General features: G+C 64.1%; 17 protein-coding genes and 1 pseudogene. 14 read left to right on the forward strand and 4 right to left on the reverse strand.

The genetic code is table 11. From position 1 onward, the window contains the following. Positions 1-57: 57 nt before the first annotated feature. A complete protein-coding gene (locus tag EN874_RS27360) occupies positions 58-906 on the reverse strand; it encodes a MurR/RpiR family transcriptional regulator (RefSeq protein ID WP_245513703.1) in 849 nt (282 codons plus the stop codon). Positions 907-1,126: 220 nt separating this feature from the next. Here EN874_RS27360 and EN874_RS27365 point away from each other — a divergent pair, with 220 nt between their 5' ends. The 8 genes from EN874_RS27365 (at position 1,127) to EN874_RS27395 (ending at position 7,237) form a co-directional block, all read left to right on the forward strand. After that, a complete protein-coding gene (locus EN874_RS27365; protein WP_126085472.1) occupies positions 1,127-1,309 on the forward strand; it encodes a hypothetical protein in 183 nt (60 codons plus the stop codon). Then, positions 1,306-1,443, forward strand: a complete 138-nt coding sequence (locus tag EN874_RS33855) for a hypothetical protein (protein WP_168247630.1) — start codon at positions 1,306-1,308, stop codon at positions 1,441-1,443. The genes EN874_RS27365 and EN874_RS33855 overlap by 4 nt, the downstream gene beginning before the upstream one ends. Next, positions 1,433-2,434, forward strand: coding sequence for an EscD/YscD/HrpQ family type III secretion system periplasmic domain-containing protein (locus EN874_RS27370; RefSeq protein ID WP_127428420.1), 1,002 nt, complete (start codon positions 1,433-1,435; stop codon positions 2,432-2,434). The genes EN874_RS33855 and EN874_RS27370 overlap by 11 nt, the downstream gene beginning before the upstream one ends. After that, positions 2,431-2,871, forward strand: a complete 441-nt coding sequence (locus EN874_RS27375) for a hypothetical protein (RefSeq protein ID WP_245513704.1) — start codon at positions 2,431-2,433, stop codon at positions 2,869-2,871. Before EN874_RS27370 ends, EN874_RS27375 begins: the two co-directional genes overlap by 4 nt. A gap of 137 nt (positions 2,872-3,008) precedes the next feature. After that, complete coding sequence (locus EN874_RS34555) at positions 3,009-3,206, forward strand: hypothetical protein (protein WP_245468211.1); 198 nt, start codon at positions 3,009-3,011, stop codon at positions 3,204-3,206. Then, a complete protein-coding gene (sctV, locus tag EN874_RS27385; protein WP_127428419.1) occupies positions 3,203-5,365 on the forward strand; it encodes a type III secretion system export apparatus subunit SctV in 2,163 nt (720 codons plus the stop codon). The genes EN874_RS34555 and sctV overlap by 4 nt, the downstream gene beginning before the upstream one ends. A gap of 48 nt (positions 5,366-5,413) precedes the next feature. After that, positions 5,414-6,775: a type II and III secretion system protein family protein gene (locus tag EN874_RS27390; RefSeq protein WP_245513705.1), complete on the forward strand. Its 1,362-nt coding sequence runs from the start codon at positions 5,414-5,416 to the stop codon at positions 6,773-6,775. A gap of 12 nt (positions 6,776-6,787) precedes the next feature. Beyond that, on the forward strand, positions 6,788-7,237 hold the full coding sequence (locus EN874_RS27395; protein WP_127428418.1) for a hypothetical protein: 450 nt from the start codon (positions 6,788-6,790) through the stop codon (positions 7,235-7,237). Positions 7,238-7,407: 170 nt separating this feature from the next. On the opposite strand, the gene EN874_RS27400 is transcribed toward EN874_RS27395, so the two are convergent. Then, entirely contained in the window at positions 7,408-8,178 is a 771-nt protein-coding gene (locus EN874_RS27400) for a tetratricopeptide repeat protein (protein WP_245513706.1), read from the reverse strand. A gap of 118 nt (positions 8,179-8,296) precedes the next feature. Between EN874_RS27400 and EN874_RS27405 the strand changes: the two genes are divergently transcribed. Beyond that, positions 8,297-9,337 (forward strand): EscU/YscU/HrcU family type III secretion system export apparatus switch protein, encoded by a 1,041-nt coding sequence (locus EN874_RS27405; RefSeq protein ID WP_127428416.1) that lies wholly within the window; start codon positions 8,297-8,299, stop codon positions 9,335-9,337. A 145-nt stretch (positions 9,338-9,482) separates the two neighbouring features. Here EN874_RS27405 and EN874_RS27410 read toward each other — a convergent pair whose 3' ends face one another. Next, positions 9,483-10,904, reverse strand: coding sequence for an FAD-binding oxidoreductase (locus tag EN874_RS27410; protein WP_127428415.1), 1,422 nt, complete (start codon positions 10,902-10,904; stop codon positions 9,483-9,485). 106 nt (positions 10,905-11,010) lie between these two features. On the opposite strand from EN874_RS27410, the gene EN874_RS27415 reads away from it, so the two are divergent. Further along, positions 11,011-11,706 carry a helix-turn-helix domain-containing protein gene (locus tag EN874_RS27415; protein ID WP_127428414.1) on the forward strand — a complete coding sequence of 232 codons (696 nt, stop codon included), beginning with the start codon at positions 11,011-11,013 and terminating at the stop codon, positions 11,704-11,706. A 183-nt stretch (positions 11,707-11,889) separates the two neighbouring features. On the opposite strand, the gene EN874_RS27420 is transcribed toward EN874_RS27415, so the two are convergent. Then, positions 11,890-12,747, reverse strand: a complete 858-nt coding sequence (locus EN874_RS27420; RefSeq protein WP_189394142.1) for a GNAT family N-acetyltransferase — start codon at positions 12,745-12,747, stop codon at positions 11,890-11,892. Positions 12,748-13,031: 284 nt separating this feature from the next. Between EN874_RS27420 and argE the strand changes: the two are divergent. The 4 genes and pseudogenes from argE (at position 13,032) to EN874_RS27440 (ending at position 17,078) form a co-directional block, all read left to right on the forward strand. Further along, a pseudogene (gene argE, locus EN874_RS27425) lies at positions 13,032-14,152 on the forward strand (acetylornithine deacetylase). A gap of 13 nt (positions 14,153-14,165) precedes the next feature. Further along, on the forward strand, positions 14,166-15,089 hold the full coding sequence (locus EN874_RS27430; RefSeq protein WP_127428412.1) for a glyoxylate/hydroxypyruvate reductase A: 924 nt from the start codon (positions 14,166-14,168) through the stop codon (positions 15,087-15,089). 24 nt (positions 15,090-15,113) lie between these two features. Beyond that, the gene (locus EN874_RS27435; RefSeq protein ID WP_127428411.1) at positions 15,114-15,467 is read left to right on the forward strand and encodes a cupin domain-containing protein; all 354 of its coding nucleotides are present in this window, start codon (positions 15,114-15,116) and stop codon (positions 15,465-15,467) included. A gap of 147 nt (positions 15,468-15,614) precedes the next feature. After that, entirely contained in the window at positions 15,615-17,078 is a 1,464-nt protein-coding gene (locus EN874_RS27440) for an aldehyde dehydrogenase family protein (protein WP_127428410.1), read from the forward strand. Positions 17,079-17,081 lie beyond the last annotated feature (3 nt).

The following is a 17,081-nucleotide window of genomic DNA, read 5'->3' on the forward strand; positions in this document are numbered from 1 at the left end:
AAATCACTATCACCGGCAGCCCGGCCGCCGTCACGCCCGCCCCGATCGCTTCCGCTGTTATCGAGGGGGCTTCCAATAGATGCCGAAAGCAGCAAGCTGCTCTTCCGACTGCTTCACTTGTTCCGCAGCATCCGTTCCGGACCGCGCCGCCGTCAGCGCAGCCAGGATTTCGACGGCGGCGAACGCCGGCGACATGCTTCGGAAGAACGATTGCGAGTTTGAGGTCACGATGATTGTTTCCCGCGCGATCCGGGCCAGCGGCGACACGCTGCTGTCGGTGATCGCCACCACGCTGACCCCCTGCCGGGCCGACTGGCGCGCCACCTCCATCGTCATGCGTTCATAGGGCGACATGCCCACAGCAAGGAGCACGTCGCCGCGCCCCGCATGCCGAAGCGCATTGAGACCCTGTCCGGCAATCTCGCCGACAAGCATCACCTTGCGCTCACCGCCAGCCGCAAACGACATGATGTGAACGAAATGGCTCGCAATCGCATAAGCCGCGCCTGAGCCGAGACCGAATAGATTGCGCGCTCCCGCAAGCAACTCGGCGGCGGCGACGAACTGCATGGCGTTGCCGTACTCGCCAAGGCTTGAAATCTGGGCAGCGAGAGAGTCCGCAACGACGCCGGCCGTCGAATATCCCGGATCGCCATGCCGTTCGACACCCTGTCGGGCCGGTTCTCCGGCTGTCGTCTCACGCAGCGCGCGCGCATAAAGGCTGCGCATGTCCTCATAGCCTTCAAGGCCGAGCCACCGAGCCAGCCGCATCATCGTGCTGTGCGAAACGCCGGCCTGCTGCGCCTGCTCGCGCATCGACATCAGCGCCACGTCCTTGGGATGATCCAGCACGAAACGCGCCGCCACCCGCAGTTGCGGCGGCATGTTTTCAAACCGTTCGACCAACAGCTCCGCCAAAGGACCTTTTTCCATTCCCGTTACCCCATCCAACCCCGTCGATCAGGCTACTCCGTGAACGCCCGAAACGCAACAGTTGGAACAAACTAGCCTCAAATATTCCAAGTGGACTTTCATTTCCGATCGTCCTGCCCTAAGTTGTTATAGCAAAGTCTCGGGCCGCCTGGGCCCAGGCTTGCAAACTGAATAGCCCCTCAAGGAGACAATGATGGCTGCCACCCCTCCCATTACGTCCGGCTCTGCAGGGTCGCCGGAACAGAACCTGGACAAGATGATCAAGCAGCAGGAGCGCATGTTCAGCCTGGAGATCACCAAGGAGATGGCGAAATCCCAGCACGACATGCTGATGAGCACCGCCAAGACGCTCGGCGAGTCGGCCGAGAAGGCTTGACGCAGCAGATGCTCGAACCCATGCGCCGCCGCGAGCAATCGGCGGCGTACCTCATGGCGGATATTTTCGACCGCCATCGTCCGGCTGCATTTGAAATCCTCACCGGCGGGGAGATGAAGTGGCATGACCGCTAGTCCTATCGGCAGATATCTGGATGCCGCGCCGGCGCGGTGGCTCCCGTCGATTCTCGCTCCGTCGCCGGCAACCGCAAAATCGGTTGCGCTGAGCGTAACCCACGGGTTTCATGCCGGTGCCGAACTCAGTCTGGTCGAGCCCCTGTACACGATCGGCTCCAGCACCGAATCGGACGTTGTCCTGAGAGATGCCGGCATCGCTCCGATCCACGCCAGGCTGCGGCGCAAGGGCGGCCAGTTTGAAGTCGAAGCCGTCGGCGGCGATGTCGCGCTCGCCACGGGCGAGATCATCCGTCAAGGTCAAGGCAGCCGCTGCAGGTTGCCGATCATCTTGGGCATCGGCGATGCCCGTATCCGGCTGGTCAATCCGGAACGCTCCCCGAACCGGTGGTCGATCGGCAACCGACCGATGCTGGTTGCGGGCAGCGTTCTCTTTGCCGTTTTCGCCGTTTCCGTCGCCGCCAACGGGTTCTCTCTCGCCAAGTCCGACATTGGCGCGCAGACATCTTCTTCCCAGGACGGCCAGGTCAAAATGGCTTTTGCCGGCGAGCAAGGCCAGGGCGTGCTGGACGATTCATCGCCCGCGCAAATTCAGACTGTCGCCGAAGCGGAAAGCCAGCTCAAACTGCGTCTCGATCAGTCCGGCATAAACACGGTGACGGTCCAGCGATCGCCCGGCCGCCTGGTGGTTTCGGGCATGATCCCGAGTGACAAGAGCGGCGTCTGGACGGAAACGCAATCCTGGTTCGACGAGGCGTTCGGCACCCGCGTCCCGCTGGTGTCCAACGTCATGGTCGGCAACGCACCGCAGGCGCCGCGCCTGACGCTGCAGGCGATCTGGTATGGCGAGCGGCCTTACGTCATCGCAGCCGACGGCGCGCGCTATCACGAAGGCGCGTTCACGGATGACGGCTGGACCATCAAGCACATCGGCGAGACGGAACTTCTGCTGACCAAGGGCGGCGCTACGGTCGCGCTGAAATATCCGTGAACCGCCGGCTCGAAGGGCCGCGCTTCGATTCGGCGAGGATGGACACTGCCGGCCGTGACGTCCATCAGGCGGAAGGCGTGCGCAACCAAACCATCAGCCGGCGACGGATGAATGGCGTCGACCAGGCCGCAAAGCGCGCCCAGGGCACGAAAGCGGCTGCTGCCGCAGAGAGGCCTGAGACGGCGGAGTTCCAGGCCTCTCGAGAAGCGGCGGGCGAATCGCTGGACGAGATCCTGATCAACTTCGTCATGCCCGCCATTCCGGAGCCAGCCATCCTGCGTCGCTCCGTGCCCATTCTCCAGCATTTCATAACGAACCTGGTCCCTGAGCTCGAGGGCGGCGAGCAGCTCAAGACGCTCGCCAGGGCACTGATCGAGGGCGAGATCGAGCGTCATCGCGATCTGCTCGGTCGCATGCAGGAAGGAATCGAAATCTGACCGACCCGCATGACACGGTCCATCTGCTGCATGTCCTGGGCTATCTTTACGGATGTCATGGGCAGGCCAAGCGGGGTGCGACGTACCTGCTCATCGCCGCGCAGCTGGCGCCGGAAAATGCCGGTCTCCTGAGGACATTGGCGCACCTGCTCATACTTGATGGCGAAGCGGAAAAGGCGCTGGCCACGATTGCCAGGCTGGAGACCTTGGAAGGAATGGCCCACCCGGCGCTTGCATTGCTGAAGAGCCGCGCCCTGCTCGTGGCCGGGCGCAAGACTGAGGCTCACAGCGCCTTGCTGCGCTTCCTGTCGCAACGAGGCGTTGAACAACCATGACTGTACCGGAGCGGCTTCTGCAATTCCTTGCCAGGCTGTCGCGGCGCAGCGATCTGGTCATTGCCGTCCTGATGCTCGTCGCCGTGGTGATGATGCTCATCCCGTTGCCGACGTTTCTCGTGGACATCCTCATCACCGCGAATATCGCCATCAGCGTGCTCATCCTGCTGGCTTCGTTCTACGTTTCCCATCCGCTGCAATTCTCGTCGCTGCCGTCGGTCATCCTCATCGCCACCTTGTTCCGGCTGGCGATCACGATCACGACCACGCGGCTGATCCTGCTCCAGGCCGACGCCGGCGAAATCATTACCGCCTTCGGCACCTTCGTCGTCGGCGGCAGCATTGCGGTCGGCCTCGTCATCTTCCTGATCATCACCGTCGCGCAGTTCATCGTGGTTGCGCGCGGCGCCGAACGCGTCGCCGAGGTGGCCGCGCGCTTCACGCTCGATGCGCTGCCGGGCAAGCAAATGAGCATCGATGCCGAGCTGCGCAACGGCGATATCGATCAGGCGGAAGCACGCCGCCTGCGCCAGCAGCTGGAGCGCGAGAGCCAGCTGTTCGGCGCGATGGACGGCGCCATGAAATTCGTCAAGGGCGACGTCATCGCCGGGATCGTGATCATCCTGGTCAACCTTATCGGCGGCTTCGCCGTCGGCACGCTGCAGCACGACATGTCGCTGGGCGATGCGGCAGCGACCTACTCGCTGCTCACCGTGGGCGACGGGCTGGTGGCGCAGATACCGGCTCTGCCCGTCGCCGTCGCCGCCGGCACGATGGTGACGCGCGTCGGCAGCGCTGACGGAACCGGCGACCTTGGCCGGCAGATAACGAGCCAGCTTCTGCGCGACTCGCGTGCGCTTGCCCTCGCAGCCGTGATCATGGTTGGCCTCGCCATGGTGCCAGGCTTTCCTTCCATCGTGTTCCTGGTTCTTGGCGCCTGCTTCGGCGCAGGCGCCTATGCCATCGGCCGCCACAACGCCCAGGACTCCGAACCCAAGGGCATCGGCCAGATAGCGGTCGAGGACCAACGGGGCAGTTCCGCCTCGCTTGCGGCAATTTCCACGGGAACGCTGCCTGCTACATATCGCGTGGTCGTACGCCTCGGCTCCGAACTCGCGGACTCGATTCCGGAGCCCGAATTCAGCGCACTCGCCGACGGCGTTCGCCGCGAACTCTTCGGCGATCTCGGTGTCGATGTTCCGGCCATCGGCTTGCAGACCGACGAGATGCTCTCACCACGAAGCATCCGCATCGACCTGGAAGGCGCGCCCATCCTGGACGCCGAAATTCCCGCCACCCGCGTTCTCGTCGAAGCGGACCTGACTCACCTCGATCTGCTGGAGGTGACTTACGAAAAAGCTGCTTCGATCGCCGGCCAGCGCAAATTCGTATGGGTCGATGACCGCCACGTCCCGGCGCTGCAAGAAGCCGGATTCGTATTCTCCACGCCCGCGGAAACGGCCGCCAAATGGACCGGAAATGCGCTTCGGCTCTATGCCGGGCATTTCGTCGGCATCCAGGAGACACGCAGGCTGCTGTCGGACATGGAGACGGAATATGCGGATCTGGTCAGGCAGGCTCAGGAGATCGTGCCGCTGCAGAAGATCGCGGAAGTGTTTCGCCGCCTTGTCGGCGAAAACGTGCCGATCCGCAATCTGCGCCTTATCCTCGAAGCGTTGATCGAATGGGGCCAACGCGAACAGGACGTCGTCCTGCTGACGGAATACGTCCGTACATCCCTGAAGCGCCAGATCAGCTTCCGTTCCGCCGGCCGCAACAACATCATCGCGGCTTATGTGCTGCAGCGGTCGGCGGAGGATGTTCTGCGCAACGCTGTGCAAAGCACATCGACCGGGACATTCCTGAACCTTTCGGATGATGATGCGCAGGCCCTGGTCGGCGAAGTCGAGCGAGCACTGGCGCACAGCTCCAGCGACGTCTCGCCGGTCGTCCTCGCCGCGATGGATGTGCGCCGTCACATGCGCAGCCTGCTGACGCACAATGCGATCGAGCTTCCTGTCCTTTCCTTCCAGGAACTTGCGCAGGAATTCAACGTCCAGCCGCTGGCCACAATCACCGGTCGCAGCGCAAGAGCCGGCGCACGCGCCCAGGCGCTGCCGGCGGCTCAAGCGAAAGCCGCGCAGGAGGCAGCCTCATGACGGCAGCCGGACGACTGGGGACATCCGGGGAATCAGGAGAGGAACAGCATGACAATCCACGATACCGCAGCAGGCGTTCGATCCGCCGCTTCCGCCTGGCGGACGGACATGCGCCGGCTCGCTATCGCGACGGTTGGCGTTTTGGTGACCTTGTTGTTTACGATTGCCGATGCAACGGCGCAGAACGTATCGCCGCTGCCGAGCAAGCCAACGCTCGACCTGCCGGTCGGGCAAGGCCGATTGCTGCGGTTCAATGAGCCGGTCGAATCCGTCCTGGTCGCCGACACTACGATCGCAGACCTCCAGGTCGTGTCGCCAAGCATGGTCTATGTCTTCGGCCTCAAACCCGGCCTGACCAATCTTATTGCGGTCACCGCCGACGAGCGGATCGAGGCGACGGCTCAATTCCGCGTCACACCCGATGTCACGCCCGCCTCCGAAGCCAAGCATGCCATGCAGCCGAATTCGGCGACAAACCTCCACATTTTCGGAACCCGCATCGTCATCACGGGCGAGGCAAGAGGCGTCGATGAAGCAAAGGATCTGGACAATGTCGCACGCACGTTCTCGCCGCCGGAACAGCCGCCGTTGAACAACATGACCGTGCAGGGTTCGCAGCAGGTCAACATCCGGGTCCGCTTCGCCGAAGTCTCGCGCACGGAACTGCAGTCTTATGGCGTCGACTGGTCCGTCGGGTACAAGAGCGGCGGTTTCGAATTCAACATGTTCCAGGACAACGGCGTGCCTTCGGGCGGCGGCGGGAATTTCGGTCTGAGCCTCGACCAGGCGCACGGCCTCAATTTCGACGTCCTCATCGAGGCCCTGCAACGCAACGGCGTCGTCAAGATACTGGCCGAGCCGAACCTGACCGCTGTGACCGGACAGACGGCGAACTTCCTGGCCGGCGGGGAGATTCCGGTGCCCATCGCGCAGGGATCCGACGTCACGACCGTTCAATACAAACCTTTCGGCGTATCCCTCGGCTTCACCCCGACCCTCATCGGCCGCAATCGCATCGCGCTCCATGTCCAGCCGGAAGTCAGCTCTCTGTCGGATGCCGGCTCGGTCACCGCCAATGGTTTTGCCATGCCAAGCTTCGTGGTGCGAAGAGCGGACACGACGGTGGAAGTGGCCAGCGGCCAGACCTTTGCGATCGCGGGCCTGTTCCAGCAGCGGACCTCGCGCAATCTGGAAAAATTTCCAGTGCTCGGCGATGTGCCCGTGCTTGGCCCGCTCTTTCAATCGCAGCGCTTCCAGCACGAAGAGACCGAACTGGTGATCCTGATCACGCCGTATCTGGTGGCGCCGGTGCGGGACAGTCTCGCCACCCCACTCGATCGCCCGGCTGCCAAGCGGCTCAGTCGCAAGCACGCCAAGGACGCGTCGGCGACCGGTCTGATCATCAAATAGCGGGAATTGACCATGACATTGCGCACCGCCTTCTGCTTCGTGCTTCCCGCGCTGTTTCTTGCCGGCTGCATGAACAGCCCGCAACAGCGGCAGGAGTATTCGCCCGGCTACAGCTATGTCTCGACCGATCCCGGCGGCTCCGAGAAAGGCGTCAGCGGCTCGATCCTTGCTCCCAATGCATGTCTGGCGGAACCGGCCGACGACGACAGCCCCGCCGCCAGGACCGACCTGACTATCGTCTCCGGCGTCGGCTCCCATCTGCCGGCGGGCTGCGCCAATGCCTACAATCTTCAGCGCATGGCCGAAAGCCAGCCCGACCTCGTCGAGGGCCGCCGCATGGGGCCGGCGGCCGCCGCGCCGACCGCGCGCGCGGCCCGTCGTTATCTCGATGGCGAGGAGGCTCCGATCGGCGGCGCCAACAGCGCGCCGGCAGCGCCGCAGACGACGCTTCCGGTCGAGTGAGCCGGCGCGATCATCGCCCGTTCAGGGCGGTTCAGCGATCCACACAATCGCTGAACTGCTCTAACTATTTGTTTTTATGCAATTCCCGACGGAAAACCGTTCCACACTTCTCCTGGAATTGCTCTAGCACCTGTTTGCGCGGCGGGCTTTGCATAGGAACACCTCAGGCGCTAGCCGAGGATGGAGCCGAGCGCCTTGGCTTTGGCCTGAGTGGTGCCCTTCGACCGGATGGTTCTGGCACGCGCAAGCAAGGTGGTCACCTCCTTGGTCGTCAATCCGATAGGCGGCGAAGCCTTAACCTGATCGGCCTGGCCGAGAAGCCCATAGACCATCACGAGATTGCGCTTGTGGTGCAATTGCGCCTTGGGTGCGGCGGCAACCTTCTGCACCAGCGGCAGTGCGGTGGCCGAGTTGTCCTCGAGGGCTGCCGCCAACGCCATGTTGGTCTCGACGTCCAGATCGCCGGGCGCAAGTTTCAATGCCTGGGCGAAGGTCGCCTGCGCTTCGGCAGTCTGGCCGGCAAATGTCTGCGCCACGCCCAATCGGTTATAGGCGGCGCTGCTGTTGACCAAAGGCGCTGCCTGTGCGAGCGCGCGCATGCCGGCCTCGATATCGCCGGCCTCAATCATCGCCGAGCCAAGCCCCAGCATCGCTTCGCCGTCGTTGGGCGCTTTTGCGAGCGCTGCCTGGTACGCTTTGGCGGCATCGGCCGGATATCCGGCCCGCATATAGGCATCACCCGCCTTGACGAACACACCCGGCTTGGCGTCCGGCATCGCCGCCGCACGCTGGTAGAGCGCTATCGCGGTATCACTGTCCCCGCGCGCATTGATATCGTCGGCAAGCTTGATCAGTCGATCCGACTGCGAGGCCGGGGGTTGGTCCTTCGCGCTGACCGAGCCGGTTCTGGCCGTCTGGCAACCGGACAGCGCCAACGCCATGACGACAGGCAAGAATACGACATGCAACCGCATATCCACCTCTCCGTATTCAAGCCCGTCCTCACCTTACACAGACCATCGACGGACTGGAACCACGCCAGTGCGATAAGATTGCAACATGGCCGAAGAAGCTGAGGAAAAGAAACTACCCGCTTCCGACAAGAAGCTTCGCGACGCCCGCCGCAAAGGCAAGGTTCCGCAGAGCCGCGACCTCACCTCCGGCTTCACTTTCCTTGCAGCGCTCGCCTATCTCTATTTTTTCTGGCCGACGCTTTTCGAACGTCTCTCCGAACTCGTGCAGACCGTAACCGTGCCTAGCGGCCCGTTCGGGGATGTCAGCCTGCGCGCCATCCGTCATTCGTTGTCGCTGCTGATGCTTGCCACGCCGCCGCTGGTTGGCATCGTTGTCGTTTTGACCGCCGTCTTCGGCATGCTGGGGACGTTCGGACCAGTCTTCTCGTTTGAGCCGCTCAAGCCGCAGCTCGACCACATAAATCCGGCCAAGGGCCTAGAGAAGATCCTGTCGCTCCGCAACGTCATCGAGTTCGCCAAAGGCGTGATCAAGCTGGTGCTGCTGGCGTGCCTGTTCGCGTTCGTGCTAATCACATGGCTGCAGCCGCTTTTCGATGCGCCAGGTTGCGGTCCGTCATGCCTGGGCCCGATGATCAAGGCGGTCCTGACGCCTCTCGGAATCGCCGCCGGCCTGGCCTTCGTCGCCATCGGCGTGATTGATGTTCCGGTTCAACGTTGGCTGTTCCTGCGCGACATGCGCATGACGACAACCGAATACAAGCGCGAGCACAAGGATCTCGAAGGCGATCCGTTGATCCGCCATGAACAGCAGCGGCAGAGGCGCGAGGCGGTGTTGCAACCCGCAAAGCTCGGCGTGAAGAATGCAGTCATAGTCTTCGTATCCGGCGACCTGGCCGTGGCGTTGCGCTACGTCAAGGGCGAAACGCCGGTGCCGGCGGTGGTCGGCAAGGGCCAGGGGCGCATTGCCCACGAGATAATGGCGCAAGCGCGCCAGTCAGGTATCCCAGTGGTTGTGGATGCGGCCGTCGCCGGGTCGCTTTTCGAGCGTGCGAATACCGGAACTTACATCGGCGAGGAGTTGTTTTCTCCAGTCGTTCGCCATCTGGTACGACATGGCCTAACTTGAGCAAGGACCGTCGGCAGGGCCTCCTGATGGTATGAGATCTGGCCCTTCGCGCGATGCCTCAACATCCCGTCAGAATTGTCGTCAAAATCCTCACTGCCTTGCCGGCGGTGATTACGGAGGTCTTAACCTACTCCAACTCGATTGTTCACGACCCAGCGGGGCGGATGTTCTGGTTATGGTGGAAGGTGTTGTCGGGGTCGTACGCAGTCTTCACCTCCACCAGTCGGTCGTAGACGGCTTCGCCGTATGCCTCGCGGACCCGGGCGGGATCTTCGTCGCCGCCGAGGAAGTTGACGTAGACGCCCTCGCGGAAGCGGCCGAGGGCGCCGAAGAACCCCTTTGCCCAGGCAGTGTCCCGGTCGCCGAAGCCCTCGCCGGGCCGCCACACCGCATCGAGGGTGATTGCGTGCGACGCCTGCCGGTTGCCGAACGCTGTCCCGCCCTCGGGTACTCGGCTCACGGCCCCCTTGAGATGGAACATAACCGCGTATGACCGCGGCGATGAAGAAGAGAACGCGTGCTCGATGATCACGTCGATGAGGTCGTCGCGGAGCTCGGGGAGGTGGGTGGACTTCCAATAGTAGTTCCAACCATGGGGAACGGTCGAGTCGAGCGCGCTCTGGAATCCCACATACGGTGTGGCCGCAACCAGGTCGACGACAGGGGTCCGGAAAGTGCGAAGCGGGCGCAGCGCCTGCTCACCGTCCCCGATCGGCCCGGCATAGCAGGTACCGACCATCATCACCGGGCGCCAGTGCAGATCCGCGGGTATGACCGGTAGGGGTGGCGCGGCGCCGAACCTCACGACCGTGCCGAGCTCGTCGGGAGCGTCGCGGACGAAGTCGCGATAGAATCGGAGGACCTCTCCGGCGTCTGTTGCGTCCCAGATGATGGGCCCCGCCAGGACGTTGGGCCCGACGGGATGGAGGCGGAATTCGAACGAGGTGACCACGCCGAAGTTGCCGCCGCCGCCTCGCAGTGCCCAGATCAGCTCGGGGTGCTCTTGCTCGGATGCCCGCAGCAGCTCGCCGTCGGCCGTCACGATGTCGACAGCAAGGAGGTTGTCGGCCGTGAGGCCGTGCTTGCGCATCAGCCAGCCGACGCCACCGCCCAGGGTGAGTCCGGCCACTCCGGTGTGGCTCACGATACCGCCGGTGGTGGCCAGACCGTAAGCCTGCGTCTCATGATCGACGTCGCCCCACAGCGCGCCACCCTGCACCCAGGCCCTGCGGTTGGTGGGGTCGACTCGCACGCCCCTCATGGCCGAGAGGTCAATGACGATTCCATCGTCGCAAACGGCGGTGCCCGCTACGTTGTGGCCTCCACCGCGTATGGCGATCTCCAGATCGTGGTCGCGGGCGAAACGCACTGCCGCGACCGTGTCGGCGGTGCCGGTGCATCGGGCGACCAGCCGCGGGTGCCGGTCTATGGCACCGTTCCAGACTGCGCGGGCGAGGTCGTAATCGGCGTGCTCGGCACTGATCAACCGGCCTCGGAACCCATCGATTTCCACGGCGGCTGACTTCGTGCTTGCGCGATCGATCTCCGCGGTTATCGGCGTCGTCATCGTTTCCTCCTCCTGTTGAGAGGCAACATCGGACCACGGCGTAAGGCGGCCGGATAGTCAAAAATCTGGACTTCACAAGCGGAGGCGGGCGCGCAACAGTGGTGTCATGAGGACATACGGCCAGTATTGCCCGATCGCTCGCGGCGCCGAGATCTTCGCCGAACGCTGGACACCGCTGATCATCCGCAACCTGCACCTGGGCTGCGGAAACTTCAGCGAAATCCTGGAGGGGGCGCCGGGACTCTCCCATACCCTCCTTTCACAGCGGCTCAAGCAGCTGGAACGGCTCGGTGTCATCGCGTCAGCACCCAAGTCCGACGGGCGTGGGCACCATTACGAGCTCACCTCGGCGGGTCACGCCCTGTTCGGGGTCTGCCAGTCGCTCGGCGAGTGGGGTGCGCGTTGGCTCGAGATCGCGCCCGAGCATCTCGACCCCTTTGTGGCACTTTGGTCCATGTGCAACGCGTTCCGCCGAGACCGGCTCCCGAATCGACGCGTCGTCATACGTTTCGACTTCACCGGCCGGCCGCATCGAGAGCGCTACTGGCTGCTCATCGAATTCGGAGACACCGAAATCTGCAAGAGATACCCCGGTTTCGAGGAGGACCTCTACATCACGGCGGAAGCCGAAGCCTTCGTCAAATGGCACACCGGCCAGCTTAGCTGGACCCAGGCCATCGGCGGAGGCCGTATCCAGCTCGACGGACCGCCGTCGCTGGTAAGAGTCTTCCCTACCTGGAACGGGCGCAGCATGTTCGCGCATATCAGGCCGGTCTCCCGCGCCGCCACGAGCCCCGCCTGACATCTTGACAGCGCTGCAGCAGGTTTCCGCCAGTTCGACTGGCGGTTTCTGGCCTGACAAGCCCATATCCAGACGTTCAGCTCGCAACGCTTGAGGGCAGCGTCCAGTTGAAGATGCCGAGGGAACAACTTTAAAATGGTTGAAAGTTGGCCGGCTCTTCGGTCGACGAACAGCGACGCCAACCTAGCCGAGGGTTTGGCTCGCAAGGGCATAGGTCTTCGGCATAGCCGAGCCGCCGGCGGCAAAATCGGCAAGGCGTTTGCCCAGCGACATGGTCAGCACCGTGTCGAAGACCGGCATTCCGGCGTGCGAGAGAAAGGCGGCGAACTCGCCATTGTCCACATGGGTGTCGACTCGGAGGAAAGACCCCGAATGATCGACGACGTGCGGCCGCACGGTCGCCACGGCGTCGGCATCGCTTTCGGCGACGACCGGCCCTACGACATGGCCCCGCCCGAATGGCCTGCAGAGCGCGAAAGCGGTCAGTTTGTTCCCCCTGAAAAGCCCATAGCCGGCCGAATGCGCGAAGAGCTTTTCAATGAGCGCTGTCCGCCTTGCACCGAATCCCGCCGCGTCGAGCGCGATCCCTGCCGGAACATCGCGTGCGTCCAAAGTCCGGATATCGCCGCGCGTCTCCGCCGGACCGCCCGTTGTCGGCACGCGGGCGATGCCCTGGCATTGATAGACGGTCTTCTCCGGCTGAAAGTCGAGCGAGAGATAAAGCCGCCGCGCTGCACGGGTCGCGTTGAGACGCAGATCGCGTCCGGCGACATTCTCGAAGACCCGCTTCATCAACCATTGCCCCGCCCCCAGCGTCTGTAGTCGCGGTGAGGTGATGACCATTCCGACCGTCGCGAGATCGGCGCCATGCGGGAACCACATGGCCGAGCCGAGAACGCGGCCGATTTCATCGAGCGCCACGAACCCCTGTCCCGATTCGCGCAGGAATTGCCAGTCCTCGGCCCGATGCGGCCATCCCACAGAGAGCGAGAGGGCGTGCAACCGATCCAGTTCGACCTTTTCGATGTCGCCGATGCGCATCGAAAAGGTATCGATTTTCAAGCTTCCGGACGGCTTCAATTTCAGGCCTCTGAAAGATTGCTGCAATAAAGGGCGACACGCCGAAGTCCGCCCCTTGCCTCTGCCAACGCTAACTAAGCAGGCCGGTACGATTTGCTTGAAAGGCGCGCACCAACGTTAGATTCAACTGAAACACTTCCGCTTTCGGCACGCAATCGCGAAAGGACGCGCGCACCCTCTGCGGAAATCGAGCAGCTTACGGTCAACTGAACCGATCCCTGCGAACCAACGCCTTGAGGGCTGGAATGGACGTCTTCGACATCCTCGACCGTCTCGTCGCCTTTCGGTCGCAGGCAGGGCGAACGGTGACATCGCCGGCTGGATCGAAGCCTATCTCGCCGAACACGGTGCACGGGTCGCCCTGCTGCCAGGGCCAGAAGGCGATCGTTCCAATCTTTTCGCGACGATCGGCCCCGCCGATGTCCCGGGCTACATCCTGTCGGGCCACATGGACGTTGTTCCCGCTGTCGAGCCTCAATGGAGCTCATCTCCCTTCGCGCTGCGCCGCGAAGGCGAGCGGCTCCACGGGCGCGGCACCACGGACATGAAGGGGTTCCTTGCCGCAGCGCTCGCGGCTGTGCCGCACCTGGCGGGACTGCGCCTTGCCAGACCGATCCACCTTGCTTTCTCTTACGATGAGGAAGTCGGATGCCGTGGCGTGCCGCACCTGATCGCCCGCCTGGCCGAACTCTGCGCCAAGCCGCTCGGCGTCATCGTCGGCGAGCCGAGCGGCATGCGCGCGGTGCGCGGCCACAAGGGCAAGGCGGCCGCCCGCGTGACCATCCGGGGACGCACCGGTCATTCCTCGCGCCCCGATCTCGGGCTCAACGCCATCCATGCCATGGCCGAGACGCTGAGCGCGGTCGTGAGCGAAGCCGAGCAGCTGACGCATGGTCCGTTCGACCCGGCCTTCGCGCCGCCCTGCTCCTCGCTGCAGGCGGGTGTGATCGCGGGCGGACAATCGGTCAACATCATTCCCGACTATTGCACGCTGGAACTCGAGGCCCGCGCAATACCCGGCGTCGACCCGGCCAGCCTGCTCGCGCCGGTAAGGGCGCGGGCGGAGGCCTGTGAGGCCAACGGTTTTCGCGTCGAGTGGACGCCGCTAAGCGCCTATCCGGCGCTGTCGCTGCCGCAGGACGCGACGCTGGCAACGCTGCTCAGCGAACTGACCGGCGAAGCGCCGCTCGCCGCCGTCAGCTACGGCACGGAAGCCGGGCTCTACCAGGCCGCCGGGCTGGACGCGATCATCTGCGGCCCCGGCGACATCGGTCGCGCCCACAAGCCGGACGAATACATCCTCGCCAGCGAACTCGCCGCCTGCCAGCGGATGATCGAAGCGCTGGGCGCGCACTGCTCGGCCTGAAGGAGCAACCAGGATGACGTTCCTGTTCAACTCCGATGCCCGGCGCGGCGCGGTCTTCGCCGAAGTCTTTGCCCGGGAAATGCCGGACGTCGCCTTCACCATGGACGCTGTGACGGTCAATCCCGACGTGGTGCGCTATCTCATCACCTGGACGGTGCCGGAAAACCTGGCCCGCTACCGCAATTTGGAAATCCTGTTTTCAATCGGTGCCGGCGTCGATCAGTTCCGCTTCGATGCGGTGCCCGCAACAGTGAAGATCGTGCGCATGGTCGAGGAAGGCATCGTGCGCATGATGCAGGAATATGTCGCGCTGGCCGTGCTCGCATTGCACCGCAACCTACCGGCCTATCTGGCGCAGCAACGCGCCGGCGAATGGCGCGACATCCCGCAGCTCCAGGCAGGGTTGCGCCGGATCGGCGTGCTCGGCCTCGGACAGCTCGGGCAGGCTGTCCTCGACCGGCTGAAACCTTTCGGCTTTCCGCTTGCCGGTTGGAGCCGTTCGCCGCGGCGGATCGAGGGCGTGACCTGCTATCATGGCGAGCCCGGACTGGAGAATATCCTTATGGCCAGCGATGTGCTGGTCTGCCTGCTGCCGCTCACCCAGGACACGCGCGGTTTCCTCAATGCCGAGCTGTTCGCGAAACTGCCGGAGGGCGCAGCACTAATCCACACCGGCCGGGGGCCGCAACTCGACCACGCGGCCCTCGTCGCGGCGCTCGACGGCGGTCATCTTTGTGCGGCGATGATCGACGTGACCGATCCTGAACCGCTCCCCGGCAACCACCCGTTCTGGTCGCATCCGAAGATCATTCTCACCCCGCATGTCGCCAGCGTCACCCAGCCCAAGACCGCCGCGCGCGCCGTCATCGACAACATCAAGCGTCATCGCGCCGGTCTCGACCCGATCGGGCTCGTCGACCGATCGCGCGGTTATTGAATCTCCAACCTGAAAGGCCGTTCCATGTCCCTGCTCAAGACCGTCGATACCGACCCGTCCTTCCCGCCACGCCAATCCAGGGCGCTGCCGGAGCGGCTGATCGCCGGCGACCCCGCCTTCAAGACCTGGGCGCAGGACGCAGCCAAGGGCGACCTCGTCCACACCGGCGTCTGGGAGGCGACGCCGGGCGAGACGCGCTCGATCAAGGGTGAGACCTTCGAGTTCTGCCACATCCTCTCCGGCGTGGTCGAAATCTTCCCGGATGGCGGCCAGCCGGTGACCTACCGCGCCGGCGACAGCTTCGTGATGAAGCCGGGCTTCACCGGCGTCTGGAAGACGATCGAAACCGTGCGCAAGATCTACGTGACGGTCGGGTAACCGATGCGCCTGGCGTTCCGCCACCGCGACAGATTTTGCCGTCCCGCGCGGGCTGCACGCAACAATCGTCCGCCGCGCTTCGCCGAACAACGCATGCTGCTTGCCCGCCCGCGCTAGGCTGCGGCCAACGCTGCTGAGTGGTTGCCCATGAGCCTGAGTTTCGATCCGGACACGGTTCCCCTGCCCGCCGGCCATTTCATCGGCGGCGAGCTGATCGCGGCCAAGGGCGCGATCAAGATGCGTCGCCCGTCGGACGGTAAGGCATACGCCGCCTGCCCCGTGGCCGGCGTGGACATGATCGACCGTGCGGTGGAAAGCGCCAAAGCCGCGCTGAAGTCCAGCAACTGGGGCGGTGTTCGCCCGCGCGAGCGCACCAGGGCGCTCCAAGCCTGGGCCGACCTGATCGAGGCGGAAGCCGAAACGCTGGCCCGGATCGAGGCGCTGTGCTCGACCCGGCCCATTGGTCAGGTGGTTGCCGGGGACATCGCCGTTACCGCCGAGCAGATCCGCTTCTTCGCCGAGTTCGCCGACAAGGAAGGCAGCGAACTGGTGCCGACAGACGACGCCAGTCTCGGCATGATCGTGAGCGAACCCTATGGCGTGGTCGGCGCCATCACACCCTGGAACTTTCCGATCTCGATGGCGGGATGGAAGCTCGGCCCGGCACTGGCCGCGGGCAACGCCGTCGTGCTGAAGCCGTCGGAAATGACGCCCTTCTCGGCTATCCATTTGGCAGAGCTCGCGGTCAGGGCCGGCCTGCCGGCAGGGCTGATCAATGTGGTCCTGGGCGACGGTCCGACGACCGGCACGGCGCTGACCGGCCATGCCGAGATCGCCAAGATCAGCTTCACCGGCTCGACCCGCGCCGGATCGGCGATCATGGAGAATGTCGCCCGCACCGGCGTCAAGCCGATGACGCTGGAGCTTGGCGGCAAGAGCCCGCAGATCGTCTTCGCCGATGCCGATCTGGGCAAAGCGGCGACGGCGATCGCAGGCAGCGTCACCTACAACGCCGGCCAGGCCTGCGTGGCCGGCACCCGACTGATCGTCGAGAAGAGCGTCGCCGACCGGCTGACGGCGGCGATCCTGGAGAAGATGAAGGCGGCCCGGCCCGGCCCGACCTGGGACGAGGCTACCCAGTATTCGCCGATCATCTCGGAGCGGCAGCGTGCGCGCGTCGACGGCATTGTGCGGGCCGCGGTCGAGGCCGGCGGCGAATGCCTGGCGGGCGGCGTCGCCATGAACAGCACCGGCTATTTCTACCAGCCGACACTGATTGCCAATGTCGATCAGAACAATCCGGCGATCGTCGAGGAGATCTTCGGCCCGGTCCTGACCGTCCAGAGCTTCGAGACCGAGGAAGAGGCGTTGACGCTGTCCAGCCATCCGATCTATGGACTGGCTTCCGGCCTGTTCACCTCCGACCTGTCGCGCACGATGCGTTTCGCGCGTAAGCTCGAAGCGGGCACCGTCTGGGTCAACCGCTACAGCCGCTCGCGCGACCACATCCTGCCGACCGGCGGCTACAAGCGCTCCGGCATCGGCAAGGATCTTGGCCGCGAAGCCTATCTCGCCAATCGCAGGACCAAGAGCGTCCTGATCAGCCTGTGAAGA

This window comes from Mesorhizobium sp. M1D.F.Ca.ET.231.01.1.1 (assembly GCF_003999155.2).
Taxonomy (GTDB): domain Bacteria; phylum Pseudomonadota; class Alphaproteobacteria; order Rhizobiales; family Rhizobiaceae; genus Mesorhizobium.

Bases quoted from the DNA above. Each gene is read 5' to 3' on its own strand.
- EN874_RS27415 (WP_127428414.1), top strand. From the start codon at position 11,011: ATGAGGACATACGGCCAGTATTGCCCGATCGCTCGCGGCGCCGAGATC.
- sctV (WP_127428419.1), top strand. From the start codon at position 3,203: ATGACTGTACCGGAGCGGCTTCTGCAATTCCTTGCCAGGCTGTCGCGG.
- EN874_RS27395 (WP_127428418.1), top strand. From the start codon at position 6,788: ATGACATTGCGCACCGCCTTCTGCTTCGTGCTTCCCGCGCTGTTTCTT.
- EN874_RS27370 (WP_127428420.1), top strand. From the start codon at position 1,433: ATGACCGCTAGTCCTATCGGCAGATATCTGGATGCCGCGCCGGCGCGG.
- EN874_RS27405 (WP_127428416.1), top strand. From the start codon at position 8,297: ATGGCCGAAGAAGCTGAGGAAAAGAAACTACCCGCTTCCGACAAGAAG.
- EN874_RS27400 (WP_245513706.1), bottom strand. From the start codon at position 8,178: ATGGCGTTGGCGCTGTCCGGTTGCCAGACGGCCAGAACCGGCTCGGTC.
- EN874_RS27390 (WP_245513705.1), top strand. From the start codon at position 5,414: ATGACAATCCACGATACCGCAGCAGGCGTTCGATCCGCCGCTTCCGCC.
- EN874_RS27440 (WP_127428410.1), top strand. From the start codon at position 15,615: ATGAGCCTGAGTTTCGATCCGGACACGGTTCCCCTGCCCGCCGGCCAT.
- EN874_RS27420 (WP_189394142.1), bottom strand. From the start codon at position 12,747: ATGCGCATCGGCGACATCGAAAAGGTCGAACTGGATCGGTTGCACGCC.
- EN874_RS27410 (WP_127428415.1), bottom strand. From the start codon at position 10,904: ATGACGACGCCGATAACCGCGGAGATCGATCGCGCAAGCACGAAGTCA.
- EN874_RS27365 (WP_126085472.1), top strand. From the start codon at position 1,127: ATGGCTGCCACCCCTCCCATTACGTCCGGCTCTGCAGGGTCGCCGGAA.
- EN874_RS27430 (WP_127428412.1), top strand. From the start codon at position 14,166: ATGACGTTCCTGTTCAACTCCGATGCCCGGCGCGGCGCGGTCTTCGCC.
- EN874_RS27435 (WP_127428411.1), top strand. From the start codon at position 15,114: ATGTCCCTGCTCAAGACCGTCGATACCGACCCGTCCTTCCCGCCACGC.